Consider the following 15,604-nt stretch of genomic DNA (forward strand, 5'->3'; position numbering starts at 1 on the left):
GGGGAGCCACCGCATGGGAAACCACCCGCTGCAAGCTCAACCCTGGTCGATGACCCGGAAACGCAGCGTCGGCGCGGTGAAGTCGTCGGGTGTCGCCCCCAGGCCGATCTCGCCCTCGCCATACAAGGTACAGGTGTCGCGACGCAGCATCACCGGCGCCGCCGAACCGACGAAGCGCACCCAGCTGCCATTGCTGCTGAAGTCGGTCAGCAGGCACTGCCCGCCGGTCCACTCGATGCGAGCATGACGGCGCGATACGCGCGGATCGTCGACGGGGAAGCCGACGCCCTCGCCGCGGCCGATGATCAGCGCCGCGTCGTCGGCGTGCAGTTCGACGTGCTGGTCGAGACGATCGATGTCGATGCGACGGACGGAACGCGCGCCGTCCACCAGCTCGTGGTAGTCGAGCAGCGTCGTCAGCGTGGTCTCGGCGGTGCGGGCGAAATCGACCCGCCACACCCGCATCGGCTCGGCCTTGCCCTTGATCGTGATGCGGTCCAGGCTGTGGCAGGCGATGCGCAGCGGCTCGGGCAGGCTGGCAAACACCGCATCGCCGATCAGCGTCTCGCCGGTCTGGGCGCGGTCGCTGAGACGGGCGGCGACATTCACCGCGTCGCCGTAGCAGTCGCCGTCGTGCTCGACGATGGCGCCGCGATCGATGCCGGTCTTGACCCCCAGCGCGGCGCGGCGCAGCTCGACGCTGGCGAGCTCGTGCAGTACTTCCTGCAGATGAGCCCCGGCCTGCACGGCGGCGACCGTGTCGTCGAACAGGACCAGCACGCCATCGCCGAGATACTTCACCACCCGCCCGCCGGCGCAGGCGAGATGGCGGCCGAGCGCGTGCGTACAGCGGGTGACGATCTGCGTCGCCGCCACGTTGCCTGCCGACTCGAACAGACCGGTACTCCCCGTCAGATCGGCGAATACCACGGTCCTGACCGCTTGCTCCACGCGCCCTCTCGCTCCAGTTCTGGTTCGCACGACACCGCCCGCCCCCCGGATGGCGGTGCTTCGCTGCACTGCGCAAGGCAGAATCCTAGCATTATGGGCCCATGCGTTGAAACCGTGACCGGCGAGGCGCGCGACGGCGCGCCCGCCACCCCGGAGGGGCGGACGCTGCGGAAAGAAGGCGCGGGCGCGCTCAGCCGGGCGGGACGGCGCGCAGGGCCTCGGCCAGCAGCGGGGCGATCTGCACCGCGTTGCTCGGATGGACGATGCAGTCCGTGCTCCACACCTCGCCGACACCGGCGGCACGGATCAATGCCAGGGCGTCGTCGGCGAAAAGCGCATGCGTCACCGCCACATCGACCGACGCCGCACCGGCCGCCAGCAGGCGCTCGGCGGTGCGCGCGAGGGTATGCCCGGAGCTCGCCACGTCGTCGACGATCACTGCCGCCCGGCCGCGCACCGCGGCGTCGGCAGGGAGCGCGATGTCGACCCGGCGGTCGTCGTGGCGGACTTTCTCGCACACGATGAAGTCGAGTTCGTGGCGCTGCGCCGCAGTCTCGACCCACTGCCGCGACTCGAGGTCGGGGCCCACCAGCAGCGGCCGCGCGCGGTGCGACAGCGCGACGTCGGCGAGCAGGCCCGCGCCGGAGAGCGCGATCGCATGCGGCACCGGAATCGCTTCGGCCAGCGTGTCGATGCGGTGCAGGTGGGGATCCACGGTGATCACGCCATCGAACAGGCCGGCCAGGAACTCGCCGACGATGCGCTGGCTCACCACCTCGCCGGCACGGAAGGCCTTGTCCTGGCGCATGTAGGCGAGATAGGGCGCGACCAGGGTCAGATGCTGGGCGCCCATTTTCCCGGCGCTGCGCGCGACCAGCAGCAGTTCGAGCAGCTTTTCGTTGGGGCGGTGCAGGCTGCGGTATAGCGCGACGCGCGCGGGCAGGTGCGCGGGCAGGCGCAGGCGCAGCTCGTCGTCGGGGAAGCGGTGGCGTTCGATCACTGCCGCTTCGATGCCGGCCGCCGTGGCCAGACGCGAGGCCTCGGCGACTTCGTCGTCGAAATGCAGCAGGACCATGTCTTCGATCTTGGTCATCGGCGCGAGACTACACCCTGCGCGCGGGGTCCTGAAGAGCTCCCGGGAGCACCGGCGCGAAGCATTTCACGCCGCGCGCGAGAAGGGCTGGCGCCCATCCGCACGGCCGCCGGCAAGGGGACGGAAACGCCTTGCCGGCGGCCTGCGCGAAATGCGGAAAGCGGTTTGACAAGCCCATTTTGGGCTACTACAAATGAGTGACCGGACATTCCAAAGACAACACGGCCGGCGCTGCAGCCAGCATCACGACCGCCCCCGGATCACGAACCTCACCTGCCGGAGAAGACGATGCCCGACGTCCTGGTGCAGGACGCGCTCGCCGCGCTCGACAGCGCGATCACGAGCCTCCTGCCGTCCGCCGTGCCCGCGGGGATGAACCGTGCGGTGCGCATCGAGCCGAGCCGCATCCGGCCGCTCGGACTGGGCGGCTACGTCGGCAACCATGTCGCCCCCGATGCCGGACAGTTCGGCCGCCGGGTGCATGCCCGCATCGCCATCGCCGTCACCGGCGGCAACGACACCGCCGCACGCAACTACGTCGTCGGCCTTGGCACGGAACTGCTCTGCCTGTCGCGCAGCGAACGCCTGGCACGCGGCGTGCAGCGCCTCGAGCGCGTTCCGGTCGAGGATCCGCGCGCACTCGCCTTCGAAGTCGATTTCGAATTCATCAGCACACCCAGCACTGGAGAGGGCGTGATCACCGATCTCGTCCTCGACATCGAGCCCGACGGCTGAGCGCTCGGGATCGAAAACCGCATGGCGCGCCGCACGCGACATGCATCGGCAATGCCCCGTGCGGGGCGAACGGACTCCCCAGCGGGGACAGAAGGAGCGGGCGATGGAAGAGAACTTTGCGGAACAGATCGTTCCCGGCACATTCATCCGGGTCCAGGCCGAGGGCTTGATCGCGCCCAAGGGCGTGAGCTTCGGCAATGTCGGCATCGTCGGCACCGCGGCGGCGGCCAGCGGAGTCACCGACGCCATCGGGCAGACCCACATCCTCGGCAGCATGGAGGACGCGGCCAAGCTCTATGCGCCGTCCGACGCCGCCTCCGCAGGCACGCAGAACCTGATGCGCGGACTCGCCCTGCTGTTCGCCAACGGCGCTCGCACGGTCTATGCCCGTGCGGTCGCCGCCGCCGCGGACCAGACGGCCTTCGCCAACGCCGCCGCCGAGTTGCTCAAGGAGACGGTCAACATCCTGATCGCTCCCGAGCTCGCCACCGCGACCGCACTGCAGGTGCTGCCGGCGGCGACCAACACCGCCGAGGGCGACGGCAAGGACATGATCACCGTGATCGGCTCCGACGCCAGCGGGGTCAGCGACGTCGCCGCCCAGGTCGCGGCGAACAAGCGCGTGGTGCTGGTGACCCCGGGCGTGCGCACCTACGACCCGGCCGCCGGCGCGATGGTCGACCTGCCCGGCAACTACACCGCAGCCGCGGTCGCCGGCCTGATCGCCAGCCTCGCCCCGCAGGCCAGCCCGACCAACAAGGTGCTGCCCGGCGTCACCCAGCTCGTCACCCGCTACAGCTACGGCCAGCTCAAGTCGCTGCTGCAGGCCAACGTCTGCCCGCTCGAGGAGCGCCAGGGCGTGCGCGTTGTGCGCGGCATCACCACCGAGGGCGAGGCCTTCTCGCAGATCACCACGCGGCGCATCGTCGATTACGCCAAGGCCGGCATCCGCCAGGTCGCCAACCCCTTCGTCGGCCGCCTCAACAACGAGCGCGTGCGCACCGCGCTGCACGGCGCGCTCGACAGCTTCCTGACCACCATGGTGGTGGACGAGGCCCTCACCGGCTACCAGCTCGAGGTCAAGGCCACGCGCGCCGACGAGATCGCCGGGCGCTGCATCGTCAATGTGGCCATGCAGCCCACCTTCAGCATCGACTACATCCGCGTGACCCTCGCGCTGTCCTGAACACGCAGGTAAGGAGACCGACATGCCATCTGCCGCCAACCAGAATGTCTACACCGGTGCCGACGGCACCATCCTGCTCGCCCCTGCCGGCGACGGGCCCGAGGGGTCGGCCGCCGGCGCCGTGATCGAGGGCAACGACCTGATCCAGGTCGGCCGCGTCACCGGCGTCACCGTCCAGGTCAGCTCGGCGATCCGCCCCTTCCACGAGATCGGCCAGCGCTACGCCAGCGAGCTGCGCTCGGGCAACGTCAGCGTGCGCGGCCACATCGACCGCGCCTGGCTCAACGGCGCGCTGCTGCGCCTGCTGCTCGGCGAAGCGGCCGACCAGCGCCCGCGCAGCTCCTGGGTGCAACCGGCGTTCAACATCACGCTGATGGCGGAGAACGCCGCCAGCCCGGGCACGAAATCCATCGTCACCCTGCACGACGTCAAGCTCGAGCAATGGAACCTGTCCATGCCCGAGGACGACTTCGTCATGGAAGGCGCGGACTTCCAGGCCCTGTACGTGAGCGTCCGCGACGAACGAGGCTGAGCCCATGACTTCGGCACAGGCAGCACAGGCGAACACCGGCCCGGGGAGCGCCTATCTCGGCGCCGACGAGCTGCTCGCCGGCAGCGCGGCGGCCTACGACATCGAGGTGCCTGCGGCGCTCGTCGAGGCCGGTCGCAGCGGCCTGGCGGGCCGGGTGCGGATCCGCCCGCTGACGGTACGCGACCTGCAGCTCATCAGCCGCGCCGCACGCGACAGCGACAGCCTGGCCGGCGCGCTGATGGTGCACACCGCGCTGCAGACCCCGGAACTGTCGTTGCCGCAGGTGTCGGCGCTGCCGATCGGGCTGATGGAGTTCCTGCTCGGCGAGGTGAACCGCGTCAGCGGCCTGGCCGTCGCCCCCGCCGCGCTCGAGGAGGCCGCCGAACAGCCGATCGCGCGCGCAGCCCATGTACTCGCCCGCGAGTTCGGGTGGACACCGCAGCAGATCGGCGAGCTCACCCTCGGCCAGATCCTGCTCCATCTGCAGATGCTGCGCGAGGAAGGCGGGCGCCATGGCTGATCCGCGCCGCCTCGCGGCTGCCCTTGCGCCCTTCCATGAGGTCAGCAAGCACCTGGAGGCTACGCAGGCGCGGCTCTCCGGGTTGCTCGCCGCCTTTGCGCGCGAGGCCGAGGCGCACACCGGCGATCTCGAGCGCCTGCCCGCTGCGGCACGTTTCAACCCCTTTGCCGTGCTGCCGAAAGCCTTCGAACCGGCGCACACCGCCGATCCCGACGGCAAGGTGGGCGGACGGCGCGCCGACAAGGTCAGCCGGGCTGCGCAAGCGTCCGCTCCGCGCCCCGCCGCAACCGGAACCACCGCCCTGGCGAGTCTGGCCGGCGCCGCGGGCAACCTTCGACAGGCGTCGGGCCGGACGCCGGACATCCCGCCGTCCGCCGCAGCGCTCACACCCGCTGCCCTCGGTGCCGCAGCCGCGAGCGAGCGAAGCCGCGCGCGTGCGGCCGGACCGGAGCCCATGGCCAGCCTCCCCGCCAGCGAACAGGCTGAGCACGCGTACGCTGCGGGCGAGCTGATCGACGCGCTGCTCAAGCGCCACGCGCCGCCCCGCGCGCCGACCCGCCTGCACGGCATCGGCACGCGCTCGGCACAAGCAAGCCATGACGGCGATGCAGCCCCCGCTCAGCGCGTTGCCGCCACTTCGGCAGCACGGGCCGCCCAGGCCGCCCAGGCCGCCGCCGACCATCCCGCCCTGCGCCACGGCGCGGAGCTCGCCGCGAGCGCGGCCGCAGCGCATGGCGCCCTCCTCGCTCCCGGCGCGGGGCACGGACACGCACCACCATCGCGCCTCCACGCCGCCAGTGCGCCCTGGGGCGAGCTTTCCTGCCAGGCCGCGACGCAGGCGGGCGCCGGCATGGACGCGGCAGCAATGGAGCATGGCGACGAGGCCCTGCGCCGCCTGCTCGACTCCGGATTCGCGCACCCGGCGACGGTCGCACAGGCGTTCGAGAGCGTCAGGCCGGAAACCCTCATGCGCGCACCTACCCGCTCGCCGCAGCGGCGCGCGCCGTCGCGCCTGCTCGGCGCGTCCGGTCCGCAGGACGTCGCGACCGCGCCGGCCACCAGCGCCAAGGCCGCCACCGCGACCCCGACGTCCGCCATGACGACGCCCGCGCCTGCCATGCCTGCGGACGGCGCCGCAGACCTGGCCGCCGGACTCGACCGCCTGCTGCGCGAACAGGCCTGGCTCAGGGGAGTGGATCTGACATGAGCCTCACACCCATGCTCGCCGACTGGGAACTGCCGCGCGTGACCCGGCTGGAAACGCTGGAGACGCGCGACTTCCTCGAGCTTCCGGTCCCGGGGCGCGCCGGCAGCCTGTTCCAGGACCTCGACCGCCGCCCGGCACGCATCCTGGTCGAGGGCTCGGTGTTCGGCAGCGACGCCGGGCTGGAGCTGCTCAACGCGGTGCGCGAGAAATACCTCGCCGGCGAACCGATGACCTTCGTCTCCGACATCGTCACCGGCACCGACATCCAGTACGTGCTGTTGCAACAACTGCACATCCAGGCCGAGGCCAGCGCCCCCGACCAGATCGACTACACGCTGTGGCTCACCGAGTCGCCGCCACCGCCGCCGCCGGCCGACGTGCTCGGCGGCATCGACACCGGTCTGCTCGACGGCGCGGCCGGACTGCTCGACCAGGCAATGGGTGCCATCGATGCGCTCGACGCGCTCGGCAGCCTGCCGGCGATCTCCGACCCGACCGGGCCGCTCGCCGGCATCCTCGGCGACACCGCGCCCTCGATCGGCCAGCTCGGCAGCATCGGTTCGGGTCTGCGCGGCCTGCTGGAGTAAGCGACCATGGCCGGACTGCTCGCCCAACTCGACCTGACCGCATCCGGCGCGGACCTGTCCGCGATCGCGGGCGGCATCGGTGGCGCCTTCGGCGAGCTCGGCAAGCTGATCACAGGCTGGCAGAGCGGCCCGCCGGGCGACTTCGGCAGCGCGCTGTCCAGCCTCGGTGGCCTGCCTGTCCCGCAGCTCTCCGGCGGCTTCGAGTTCAGCGCCGGCTTCGGCAAGCTGCTGCCCAGCCTGCAGGGCGAACTCGGCGGCCTTGCCCAGGGGCTGGAGGGCGACATCGCCGCGCTGCCTGCGCGCCTCGGCACCGATCTGCAAGCCGCCTTCGCCCCGCTGCTCGCCCGCATCGAGCGCCTGCAGGCGGTGTTCGGCGCAGACTGGCGCTGCGGTCTCGGCGTGACGGCCGGCGCGAGCGTGGAAGCCGCCGGCGGCGCGGGCGCTGGAAGCGGTGGAAGCGGAAGCGGTGGAAGCGGTGGAAGCGCCTCGTCGGGCAGCAGTTCGTCCTCCACGCCGCCGAGCGACGCCGGCGCGCTCGACACCGCCCGGGTCGCCGCCGCACGCACGCTGATCGATACCCTGCCCGCCGACCTCACCGTGCCCGGCCTGCTGCGCTGGGTGCATGCGCGCGTCGGCACCTTCCGCCCCGGTTATTTCCAGCTCCGCTCGCTGCCCATCCTCGACGACCTGCGCGATCCGCTCGACACCCTGATCCGCTGGGACGATGCCGACGCCGCCGCGGTCCGCGCCGAGCTCGTGCACACGGTGACCGCGCTGGACGAGCTGATCGCCCTCAACACCACCGCCTGCATCGAGCGCGCGCTGCCCGCGGACGACGTCACCGCCCAGTCGGGCAGCGCGGTCGGCAGCGTCGGACGCGGCTTCGTCGATGCGATGAACGCGCTCGCCGCCGCCGTGCAGGCGGGCAATGCCGCGGGCGCCGCCACCGCACTCGCCAATGGGCAGACCGCGCTCGCCAGCCTGGCAGGCGCCAACGGCGACGCCCTGGCAACGGACGCGGCCGAGGCGCGCGCGCGCGTGATGACCCGGCTGGTCGAGCTGCCCGGCGCACTCGACGCCGGCCTGTGCCGCACGCTGGTGCTGCTGCAGCCACGCGCGAGCTTCGCCGACCTCACCCAGGGCATCAGCGGGCTCGCCGTCCCGGCGCTGCCGCCCGACGCCTTCGCCCCGCTCACCGCGCTGATCGAGGACGTACGCGATCGGCTGCAGTCGGTGCTCGACCTGCTCGACATCAGCGCGGTCAGCGCCCCGATCACGGACGCCCTCGATGGTGCCGGCGACGCGATCGCCGCGATCGAGCAGCAGCTCGCCGTCCTCGGCGCCAGCGCCGAGCGCGCCTTCGGCGACGCCCGCAGCCAGATTCAGGCGCTCGACCTCGCCAGCCTGCAGCAGCAGCTCGAAGCCGCGCTGGAGCAGGCCGTCGCCGCCATCGAATCGGCCCTGTCGAGTGCGTTGTCGCCCGCCACTTCGGCACTCGGCGAGGCCCTGCAGGCGGCCGACACGGCGATGGATGCGATCGATCCGGAAGCCCTCGCCGAACCGCTGCGCCAGGTTCTGGAGCCGATCGCCAACCTCACCCAGCAGGGCGAGGTCGCCGAGTTGATCGCGCTGCTCGAGCAGATCAAGCAGCTCGCCGAATCCCTGCCGCGCATCTCCTTCGCTCCGGTCGCCGACGAGGTGATCGGCGCGATCGAGCAGCTCCAGGGCGTGCTGCGTTCGATCGATCCCTCCGCGCTGCCCGCCCCCGCCCCGGCGCTGATCCGCGAGGCCATGGGCGTGCTGCCGCAGTCGCTGGTGCCGCTGACCGACCCGCTGGTGGTCGAGCTCGAGGTCCAGCTCGACGGCAGCCCGGTCGAGCTGCTGCTGCAGATCAAGGCCCTGCCCGAGCAGGCGCGCGAACGCCTGCTCGCGCTGTCGCCGCGTGGCGCGCTGCAGCCGCTGCTGGCGGAGCCCTACGGCGCGGTGCGCGACGGCCTGGCCGCCTTCAGTCCGACGCAGTGGCTGGAACAGGCCGACCGTGCCCTGGCCGACGCCCGCCAGCGCCTCGCCCGCCAGCTCGACGTCGCCGCCGTGCTGCAGCCCGCCGCACAGGCACACGCCGCGCTGATCGCCGAGCTGGAAAAGCTGCGCCCATCGACCCTGCTCCAGCCGCTGACCGACGCCGTGCGCGGTGCGCTACAGGGGCTCGATGCCGCGGTGCCCGCGGGCGAACTCGGCGATGCGCTCGGCGGCGTGCTGGCTCGGGTGCGCAGCTTCGGCAACACGGTGGACAGCGCGCTAGACGTCGCCGACCACCTGGCCGGGAAGCTCGCGGCGCTCGGTGACGCCGGCAGCCAGTTCGACGCCTGGCTCGAGCAGGTGCTGGCCAAGGTGCCGGAGACCGCCAGCGGCGAGCTCGCCGCGGCCCTCGCTGCCCTCGATGACACCGCCCGCGCCTGCGCCGCGGCCCCGCTTCGTGAGCGCTGGACCGCCGCCCGCGATGCCCTGACCGACGCACTCCCCGCTGCCGGGGCCCAGGCCCTGCTGGGCGAGCTCGCGCTCGCCCGCAGCCGCATCCGCAGTGGCCTGGGCGCACTCCCCGCAGCCGACGCCAGCGCGATCTCGAGCTTCCTGGACGCCCCGGCCACCCGCGCCGCCGAGGACGCGCTCAACGCCTTCGCCGCCCTCGAACGTCGCCTGGCCGAGACCGACACCCGCCTCGACACCCTCTTCGACCAGCTATCCGAGCGCTTCCCCGGCGCCGACGGCCCCTTCGCCGCGCTGCTGCCCGGCACTCCGGCCCAGGTCCGGCAGTGGGTGCGCGAGGCCCTGGTGCGCCAGTTCGGCCAGCCGCTGGTGCTCTTCCTCGACAGCCTGAAGGTGCTGAGCGCACTGCTGCAGAGCGCCGCAGCGGCGCTGCACGGCCTGGTCGATGCGCTGCAGGCCAAGCTCGACGAACTGCTCGCCGCACCGCAGGCGCTCGCCGATCTGCTCGCACGCATCGAGTCGCTGACCGACCGCATCGCCGGCCTCGACCCAGGGCTGTACGCGCAGCAGGTGGACATGCTCTACCGCGACCTGCTCGGCGAGCTGCGCGCACTCGACCCCGCCAGCCTGCGCCAGCCGCTGGAGGCCGCACGCGACCGCCTGCTCGCGCGCATCTCGCTCGACAGCGTGATCCCGCCGGCACTGCGCACCCAGCTCGATGCGCTGCACCAGGAGTTGCAGGCCAAGGTCGGCGCGCTCGACCCCGACCCGCTGCTGCTGCAGCCGCTGGACGAGACCTGGCGGGCGACGGTCGAGCCCCTGGTCGCCGCGCTCGACATCAGCGCCTCGATCCAGCTCGTCATCGACTGGGTGCAAGGCCTGCCGCCCGAGTTGCGGGTGCAGATCGGCCGCGTCGACCAGGCCTATGCCGCCCTGCTCGCCAGCGCCCCCGGCGGTGGCGGCGCCTCGGCGAGCGCCAGCGTCAGCGTGGGCACCTAGGAGAACAGGATCATGCTCGGCTCCATCCTGATCCAGCCGCAGATGCTCGCCCGCATGCACGGACGCGGCGTGGGCGACGAGATGGCGGACGAGATCGTCGCCCTGGCCCAGCAGCTCAGCCTCGATCCCGCCGCCGCGGAAGCGGTGCTGCCGGCCTTCCAGGCCGCCGGCCAGCGCTTCGCCGATGCGCTCGTCGCCCGCCTCGGCCCGCGCCTGCCACAGGCGCTGACCGAGCTGCGCGGCCTGATCGAGCCGCTCACGCAGCCCATCGCCAGCCTCGCCAGCGGCCCTGCCCCAGCGTCCACCGCCGAACTGCTCGAACGCCTTGCCGACGGCCTCGAGCGCCTGGCGCCGATCGCCGGCCTGCTCACCGACGCCCAGATCCGCAGCACGCTGCAACGCGCCAGCCGCATCCTCACCGACACCCTCGGCCTCAGCCAGGCAGGCTTTCGCGCCGACTTCCTGGTGCTCCTCGGCGAGGTGCGCGCCGAACTGCGCACCCATCCCGAGGGAGCGGGCAGCAAGGCCAGGGCGGTGCGCGAGGCCTTCGCCTGCCTGCTGACCCGGCTCGAGCGCGACGTCTATCCGCGCTTCCCGACACTCGACCTCGACATCGATCGTCTCGCCGGCATCCTGATTCGCGCACTGCGCGAGACCCCGCTGCCGGCGATCTCGGGCCAGGCCGAATGCCTGCTCGGCCGGCTCGAGGCCGTGCTGCGCCTGCTCGCGGAAGTCGCCCGCGGCGCGGCGATCAGCACCCGTGGCGGCCTGCCGCGCGCCGCCGGCGCGGCTGCGGGCGCAACGACACGCAGCACCCGCAGCCGCGGCTCGCGCTCGACCGGCGTGCCGCCGCGCAGCCAGGACGGCCGGTACTGCTGGTACGCCTCCTGGCTGTACGCGCGCCACCGCCAGGGCTTCAGGAACGGCTTCGGCACCGGCCTGCTGCAGAACATCACGCCCGGCTACCCGGGCGACGAGGTGTGGCTGAGCACCGACCAGAAATGCCTGGTGTTGCGCCGAGCGACCGTGGACGACGCGGTGCTGCACCGCGCCGACGCCCCCTTCGCCTGGCACGCCGCGCCGCAGTTCGCCGGCCCGGCCAGCCGCGAGCACTTCAGCTTCGGCTCGATCTCGCCCGGCTTCCTCGAGGAATGGACGCGCGCCACCGCCATCCTGCAGAAGAGCGCCGCCGGCTTCTGGCATGCGGTGGCGATGGGCACGGGCGAGCGCGAGTACGCCTGCAACATCCCGCTGTGGCTGTGGAACTGGTCCGATGCGGTGGCGCGCGGCGCGGGCGAGGCCCCGCTGCCCTCGCTGATCGTGCGTTCGCTGGGCTGGGGCGTGGGTTCGAGCTGGCTGTTCTCGTCGCTGCTGCCGATGCTGACGGTGCTGGGCGGCTCCTTCGAGGGCGTGCACACCAAGACCACCGCCGGGCTCGGCTTCCTGCAGTGGCTGACGCTGATCGGCGGCGACGCGCTGTCGGCGTACACGATCAGCGGCGCGACCCAGGGCGTGAATGACTTCTTCCTGTCGCTGTTCACGCTGATCAACCAGACCGGCGGTGCCGCCGGCCCCCCGCCGGTGGGCGACGACCTGCGCCCGGCCAACTGGCAGCGCGCGGACCCGGTGATCGGGCTGGTCAACCTCGCCATCGGCTTCGGCTTCCGCGCACTGATCCCGCGCGACGATTACGGCCTGCCCTTCGACAACAACGGCGGCGCGTCCTTCGGCCCGCTGTACTTCCCGTGGATGCTGCTCGGCGCGCCGCTGATCAACGCCTTCGGCAACATGCTCGGCACCTTCATCGCGTGGGCGATCGCACGCACCCACACCCCGGCCCAGCTGGGGGAGAAGGTCGGCCTCGGTGCGCTGTTCGGCACGCTGAGCTTCATCATCGAGTTCTACAGCCAGCGCGACGGCAGCACCGACGGCGGGCGCTATAACCCGCGCAAGGATCCCGCCGACACGCCCTATACCGACACCCGCAGCGACTTCGCCGGCTACCCGGACAAGGCCGGCTCGCCCTACCACCTGCCCTACGCCGCCGACACCGCGATGTACGTCGGCCAGGCCAACCTCGGCTTCTTCAGCCACGCGCGCTGGAACAGCTTCCCGCAGATCTACGCCTACGACTTCGCCCACGACTTCGGCGACGAGGTGCTCGCCATCCGCGACGGCACGGTGGTCGATTTCTTCGACTGGATCCCGGACAACATCAACCCCGATACGACGCAGGAGGCGACCGCGCGCACGGCCTCGAACGGCGTCATGGGTGCAGGCTGGCGCAACGACAACCCGGGCTGGAACTTCATCGCCATCCGCCACGACAGCCGCATCGAGGCCCAGGACCGCGACCAGGGCGGCAGCGCGGTGACCACCTACGCCATCTACGGCCACGGCGCCACCGAGGGTGTGCGCGCGCTGTGGCAAACGCTGTACGGCAAGACGCCGCAGCAGATCATCGGCACGCGGGTGCGGCGCGGCAACCCGATCATGCGCGCCGGCAGCACCGGCGTGAGCTTCCACAACCACCTGCACCTGCACGTGCTGCGCGGCCCGGCGCCGCCGGCCACGCCCGAGCCCCTGGGCGCCACCCAGCTCGTCACCTCCGGCGCACTCAGCAGCTACACCCTGCCCTTCGTGTTCGCCGACGCCCCGGGCGACGGCGTGCTGAGGAACCTGCGCTGGTACCGCTCGCGCAACACGCGCTCGACGGAGCTGCCGCCATGATCGGCGACGCGCTGATGGACAGCCTCGGCGGCGCACTCGGCGGCTCGACCGGCGCCGGCACGCTGCCGCCCCCGCGCGCGAAGGTGTCGCGCGGCGGCGGGGCGCCCTCGGCCGGCGGCTTCGGCGCCGAGCTGGTGGCGCTGCTCACCGGCCCCGCGCAGCCCGACCCGCTCACCGCCGCGCTGGTGGAGGCCGAAGTGCGCCTGCTGCCCGCACCCGCGCTGGCCGCGTGCCGGCTGCGCTTCCTGCCGGGCAGCGATTTCCCGACGCTGGCCGCGGGCGACGTGCTGAAGCTGCAGCTCGGCGCGGGCGACGATCCACCCGCGGTGTTCACCGGCCCGATCACGCTGATCGGCGGCAGCAGCGGCCTGCTCGAGCTGGTGCTCGGCGCCACCGCCGCGCCGCTGACCCGGGTGCGGCGCAACGCCGGCTACGAGAACCAGGGCTTCGCCGACCTGATGAAGCTGTGGGCGGGCGAGGCCAGCCTCACCCCGGGCGACATCGACGCCGGCCCCAGCTACGCCTTCCTCGCCATCGACGCCCAGGCTTCCCTGTGGGAATGGATGGCGCGCCTCGGCCAGGCCGCCGGTTTCCCGGTGTGGATGGATGCCGAAGGCCGGCTCAACGCCCGCGCCGCGCGCGGCCAGCCGGTGGCGACCTGGGGCTGGGGGCGCGACCTGCTCGGCCTGCAGGCCGAGCTGCACGACCCGGCGATCACCGCCTTCGCCGGCCTGCCCACCGGCAAGGCCAAGGAAGGGGCGTGGAGCGCGGGCGAGAAGCCGGCCGCCGGCGCCGCTGCGGCGGGTGGAGGAGCAGCGGCGGGCGCCGGCGGCCTGGCCGGGGCCCCGGGTGGATTGACGGGCGCGGGCACCAAGCCCGCCGGCCGGGTGCACATCACGGTGCCCGGCTGCCCGACACTCGACATCGCCAGCCGTTTCGCGCTCGAGGGCTGCCCCGGCGGACGCGGCGACGGCACCTGGGTCGCGGTCGCGGTCGAACACCGCTTCGCGCCCGGCCAGGGCTTCATCACCCGGGCGACGGGGGTGCCGGCATGAGCGCGCTGTACGACACCCTGCGCCAGCTGATCCGGCGCGAGCTCGCCAGCCACCGCTTCGCCGAGATCGGCAGCGTGCAGGCGGTGTATCCGTCCGATCCCGGCGCCTACAGCGCCGACGTGGTGCTGCGTGGCACCGAGCTGGTGCTGCGCCACGTGCCGGTCCTCACCCCGCGCAAGGGCTTCGCCAGCCTGCCCGAGGTCGGCGACCTGGTGCTGGTGCAGTTCATCGGCGGCGCACTCGACCGCCCGGTCGTCACCGGCACGCTGTACAACGAGTCCGACACGCCGCCCGAGCACGTCGAGAACGACTGGGTGCTGCAACTGCCCTCCGGCAGTGATGCCAAGGACAGCGGCGTGCGCGTGGAGATCCGCCAGTCCTCGCCGGCAGGCTTCACCGTCAGCCTCAAGGGTGAGCGCTTCAGGATGGAGGTGCAGGACGACGACCCGGTGATGACGCTCACCGTCGCCGACGCCAAGGTGACCATCGACGGCGGCGGCGCGGTCAGGATCGAAGCGCCGGGCGACCTCGACCTGAAGGCCGCCGGCAAGCTGACATTGAAGGCCGACGGCGACGCCACGGTCGAAGCCAGCGGCAACCTCGTGCTCAAGGGCGCGATGGTGAAGATCAACTAGGGCCGACGAGGACACGGAAACCATGAGCCTGCCTGCCGCGAAACAGGGCGACCGCATCCTCGCCACCGACCTCCACATCCAGATGGTGCCCAGCCCCGGCGGCCCGATCCCGACCCCGCTGCCCAGCCCCTTCGTCGGCACCATCGACGGCGGCCTGTCGTCGGACGTGCAGATCGAGGGCAAGGCCGCCGCCACCAAGGATTCGACCGCCACCAACACGCCCGGCCACATCCCCACCGCCGGCCCGTTCCAGAAGTCGCCCTCGAACAGCGCCACCATCCTTGCCGGCTCCGCCACGGTGCACATCAACGGCAAGCCGGCGGCACGCATGGGCGACATGGCGCAGACCTGCAACGACCCCGCCGACCTGCCCGCCGGCACCGTGATCGCCAGCGGCACGGTCCTGATCGGATGAACGCCATGCCCAGCTTCCGCCCGCCCTCCACCGCCCACCTGCTGCGCGACATCGCCATCCATGCAGTGCATCGCGAGCTGCGCCCGGTGTATCGGTTGACCGAGACTGCCCGGCAGCCGCGCGCAGCATGGGACTTCGTGCCCCGCGACGGACTGGAGAACCTCGCCCAGGCGGTGATCCTTCGCCTGCTCACCCCGCGCGGCGAGCTGGCCGCGCTCGGCCATCCGGACTACGGCTCGCGGGTGCATGAACTCATCGGGCGCGAGAACGACGGCCCGCGCCGCAACCTGCTGCGGCTCTTCATCCTCGAGGCGCTGAAGGCCGAACCGCGCATCGACAAGGTGGCCGAACTGCGCGTCGAACCCTCGCCCGGCACCCGCTCCACGGTCGACGTGCTGCTGCGGGTCAAGCCGGTCGCCGCCACCGAGCTGGTGACGGTCGGCCCCTTCTCCATCGAACTTGCCGTGTGAGG

14 protein-coding genes are annotated in these 15,604 nt (G+C 72.3%); 12 read left to right on the forward strand and 2 right to left on the reverse strand.

The genetic code is table 11. The features are described from left to right. Window positions 1–36 precede the first annotated feature (36 nt). Window positions 37–951, reverse strand: coding sequence for an adenylate/guanylate cyclase domain-containing protein (locus CKCBHOJB_RS15100; protein ID WP_281049478.1), 915 nt, complete (start codon window positions 949–951; stop codon window positions 37–39). 190 nt (window positions 952–1,141) lie between these two features. Then, the gene (locus tag CKCBHOJB_RS15105) at window positions 1,142–2,044 is read right to left on the reverse strand and encodes a ribose-phosphate diphosphokinase (protein WP_281049479.1); all 903 of its coding nucleotides are present in this window, start codon (window positions 2,042–2,044) and stop codon (window positions 1,142–1,144) included. Window positions 2,045–2,332: 288 nt separating this feature from the next. Here CKCBHOJB_RS15105 and CKCBHOJB_RS15110 point away from each other — a divergent pair, with 288 nt between their 5' ends. From CKCBHOJB_RS15110 to CKCBHOJB_RS15165, 12 genes are all read left to right on the forward strand, one after another. Then, window positions 2,333–2,779 carry a hypothetical protein gene (locus CKCBHOJB_RS15110; protein ID WP_281049480.1) on the forward strand — a complete coding sequence of 149 codons (447 nt, stop codon included), beginning with the start codon at window positions 2,333–2,335 and terminating at the stop codon, window positions 2,777–2,779. A gap of 103 nt (window positions 2,780–2,882) precedes the next feature. Then, window positions 2,883–3,965, forward strand: a complete 1,083-nt coding sequence (locus CKCBHOJB_RS15115) for a phage tail sheath C-terminal domain-containing protein (protein WP_281049481.1) — start codon at window positions 2,883–2,885, stop codon at window positions 3,963–3,965. 22 nt (window positions 3,966–3,987) lie between these two features. After that, entirely contained in the window at window positions 3,988–4,497 is a 510-nt protein-coding gene (locus CKCBHOJB_RS15120) for a hypothetical protein (RefSeq protein WP_281049482.1), read from the forward strand. A 4-nt stretch (window positions 4,498–4,501) separates the two neighbouring features. After that, window positions 4,502–5,017, forward strand: a complete 516-nt coding sequence (locus tag CKCBHOJB_RS15125; protein WP_281049483.1) for a hypothetical protein — start codon at window positions 4,502–4,504, stop codon at window positions 5,015–5,017. Further along, complete coding sequence (locus CKCBHOJB_RS15130) at window positions 5,010–6,224, forward strand: hypothetical protein (RefSeq protein WP_281049484.1); 1,215 nt, start codon at window positions 5,010–5,012, stop codon at window positions 6,222–6,224. Before CKCBHOJB_RS15125 ends, CKCBHOJB_RS15130 begins: the two co-directional genes overlap by 8 nt. Then, window positions 6,221–6,811, forward strand: a complete 591-nt coding sequence (locus CKCBHOJB_RS15135; RefSeq protein ID WP_281049485.1) for a hypothetical protein — start codon at window positions 6,221–6,223, stop codon at window positions 6,809–6,811. Before CKCBHOJB_RS15130 ends, CKCBHOJB_RS15135 begins: the two co-directional genes overlap by 4 nt. A gap of 6 nt (window positions 6,812–6,817) precedes the next feature. Then, a complete protein-coding gene (locus CKCBHOJB_RS15140; RefSeq protein WP_281049486.1) occupies window positions 6,818–10,297 on the forward strand; it encodes a hypothetical protein in 3,480 nt (1,159 codons plus the stop codon). A gap of 12 nt (window positions 10,298–10,309) precedes the next feature. Further along, window positions 10,310–13,027 (forward strand): M23 family metallopeptidase, encoded by a 2,718-nt coding sequence (locus CKCBHOJB_RS15145; RefSeq protein WP_281049487.1) that lies wholly within the window; start codon window positions 10,310–10,312, stop codon window positions 13,025–13,027. After that, window positions 13,024–14,082, forward strand: a complete 1,059-nt coding sequence (locus CKCBHOJB_RS15150) for a hypothetical protein (protein ID WP_281049488.1) — start codon at window positions 13,024–13,026, stop codon at window positions 14,080–14,082. Before CKCBHOJB_RS15145 ends, CKCBHOJB_RS15150 begins: the two co-directional genes overlap by 4 nt. Further along, the gene (locus CKCBHOJB_RS15155; RefSeq protein WP_281049490.1) at window positions 14,079–14,717 is read left to right on the forward strand and encodes a phage baseplate assembly protein V; all 639 of its coding nucleotides are present in this window, start codon (window positions 14,079–14,081) and stop codon (window positions 14,715–14,717) included. The genes CKCBHOJB_RS15150 and CKCBHOJB_RS15155 overlap by 4 nt, the downstream gene beginning before the upstream one ends. Before the next feature lie 22 nt (window positions 14,718–14,739). Next, entirely contained in the window at window positions 14,740–15,132 is a 393-nt protein-coding gene (locus CKCBHOJB_RS15160) for a PAAR domain-containing protein (RefSeq protein WP_281049491.1), read from the forward strand. A 5-nt stretch (window positions 15,133–15,137) separates the two neighbouring features. After that, entirely contained in the window at window positions 15,138–15,602 is a 465-nt protein-coding gene (locus tag CKCBHOJB_RS15165) for a hypothetical protein (RefSeq protein ID WP_281049492.1), read from the forward strand. Window positions 15,603–15,604: the final 2 nt, after the last annotated feature.

It is taken from the genome of Thauera sp. GDN1, from assembly GCF_029223545.1.
GTDB lineage: Bacteria > Pseudomonadota > Gammaproteobacteria > Burkholderiales > Rhodocyclaceae > Thauera.

Coding starts and splice junctions, on each gene's coding strand:
- CKCBHOJB_RS15105 (WP_281049479.1), bottom strand. CDS start 2,044: ATGACCAAGATCGAAGACATGGTCCTGCTGCATTTCGACGACGAAGTC.
- CKCBHOJB_RS15110 (WP_281049480.1), top strand. CDS start 2,333: ATGCCCGACGTCCTGGTGCAGGACGCGCTCGCCGCGCTCGACAGCGCG.
- CKCBHOJB_RS15115 (WP_281049481.1), top strand. CDS start 2,883: ATGGAAGAGAACTTTGCGGAACAGATCGTTCCCGGCACATTCATCCGG.
- CKCBHOJB_RS15120 (WP_281049482.1), top strand. CDS start 3,988: ATGCCATCTGCCGCCAACCAGAATGTCTACACCGGTGCCGACGGCACC.
- CKCBHOJB_RS15125 (WP_281049483.1), top strand. CDS start 4,502: ATGACTTCGGCACAGGCAGCACAGGCGAACACCGGCCCGGGGAGCGCC.
- CKCBHOJB_RS15130 (WP_281049484.1), top strand. CDS start 5,010: ATGGCTGATCCGCGCCGCCTCGCGGCTGCCCTTGCGCCCTTCCATGAG.
- CKCBHOJB_RS15135 (WP_281049485.1), top strand. CDS start 6,221: ATGAGCCTCACACCCATGCTCGCCGACTGGGAACTGCCGCGCGTGACC.
- CKCBHOJB_RS15140 (WP_281049486.1), top strand. CDS start 6,818: ATGGCCGGACTGCTCGCCCAACTCGACCTGACCGCATCCGGCGCGGAC.
- CKCBHOJB_RS15145 (WP_281049487.1), top strand. CDS start 10,310: ATGCTCGGCTCCATCCTGATCCAGCCGCAGATGCTCGCCCGCATGCAC.
- CKCBHOJB_RS15150 (WP_281049488.1), top strand. CDS start 13,024: ATGATCGGCGACGCGCTGATGGACAGCCTCGGCGGCGCACTCGGCGGC.
- CKCBHOJB_RS15155 (WP_281049490.1), top strand. CDS start 14,079: ATGAGCGCGCTGTACGACACCCTGCGCCAGCTGATCCGGCGCGAGCTC.
- CKCBHOJB_RS15160 (WP_281049491.1), top strand. CDS start 14,740: ATGAGCCTGCCTGCCGCGAAACAGGGCGACCGCATCCTCGCCACCGAC.
- CKCBHOJB_RS15165 (WP_281049492.1), top strand. CDS start 15,138: ATGCCCAGCTTCCGCCCGCCCTCCACCGCCCACCTGCTGCGCGACATC.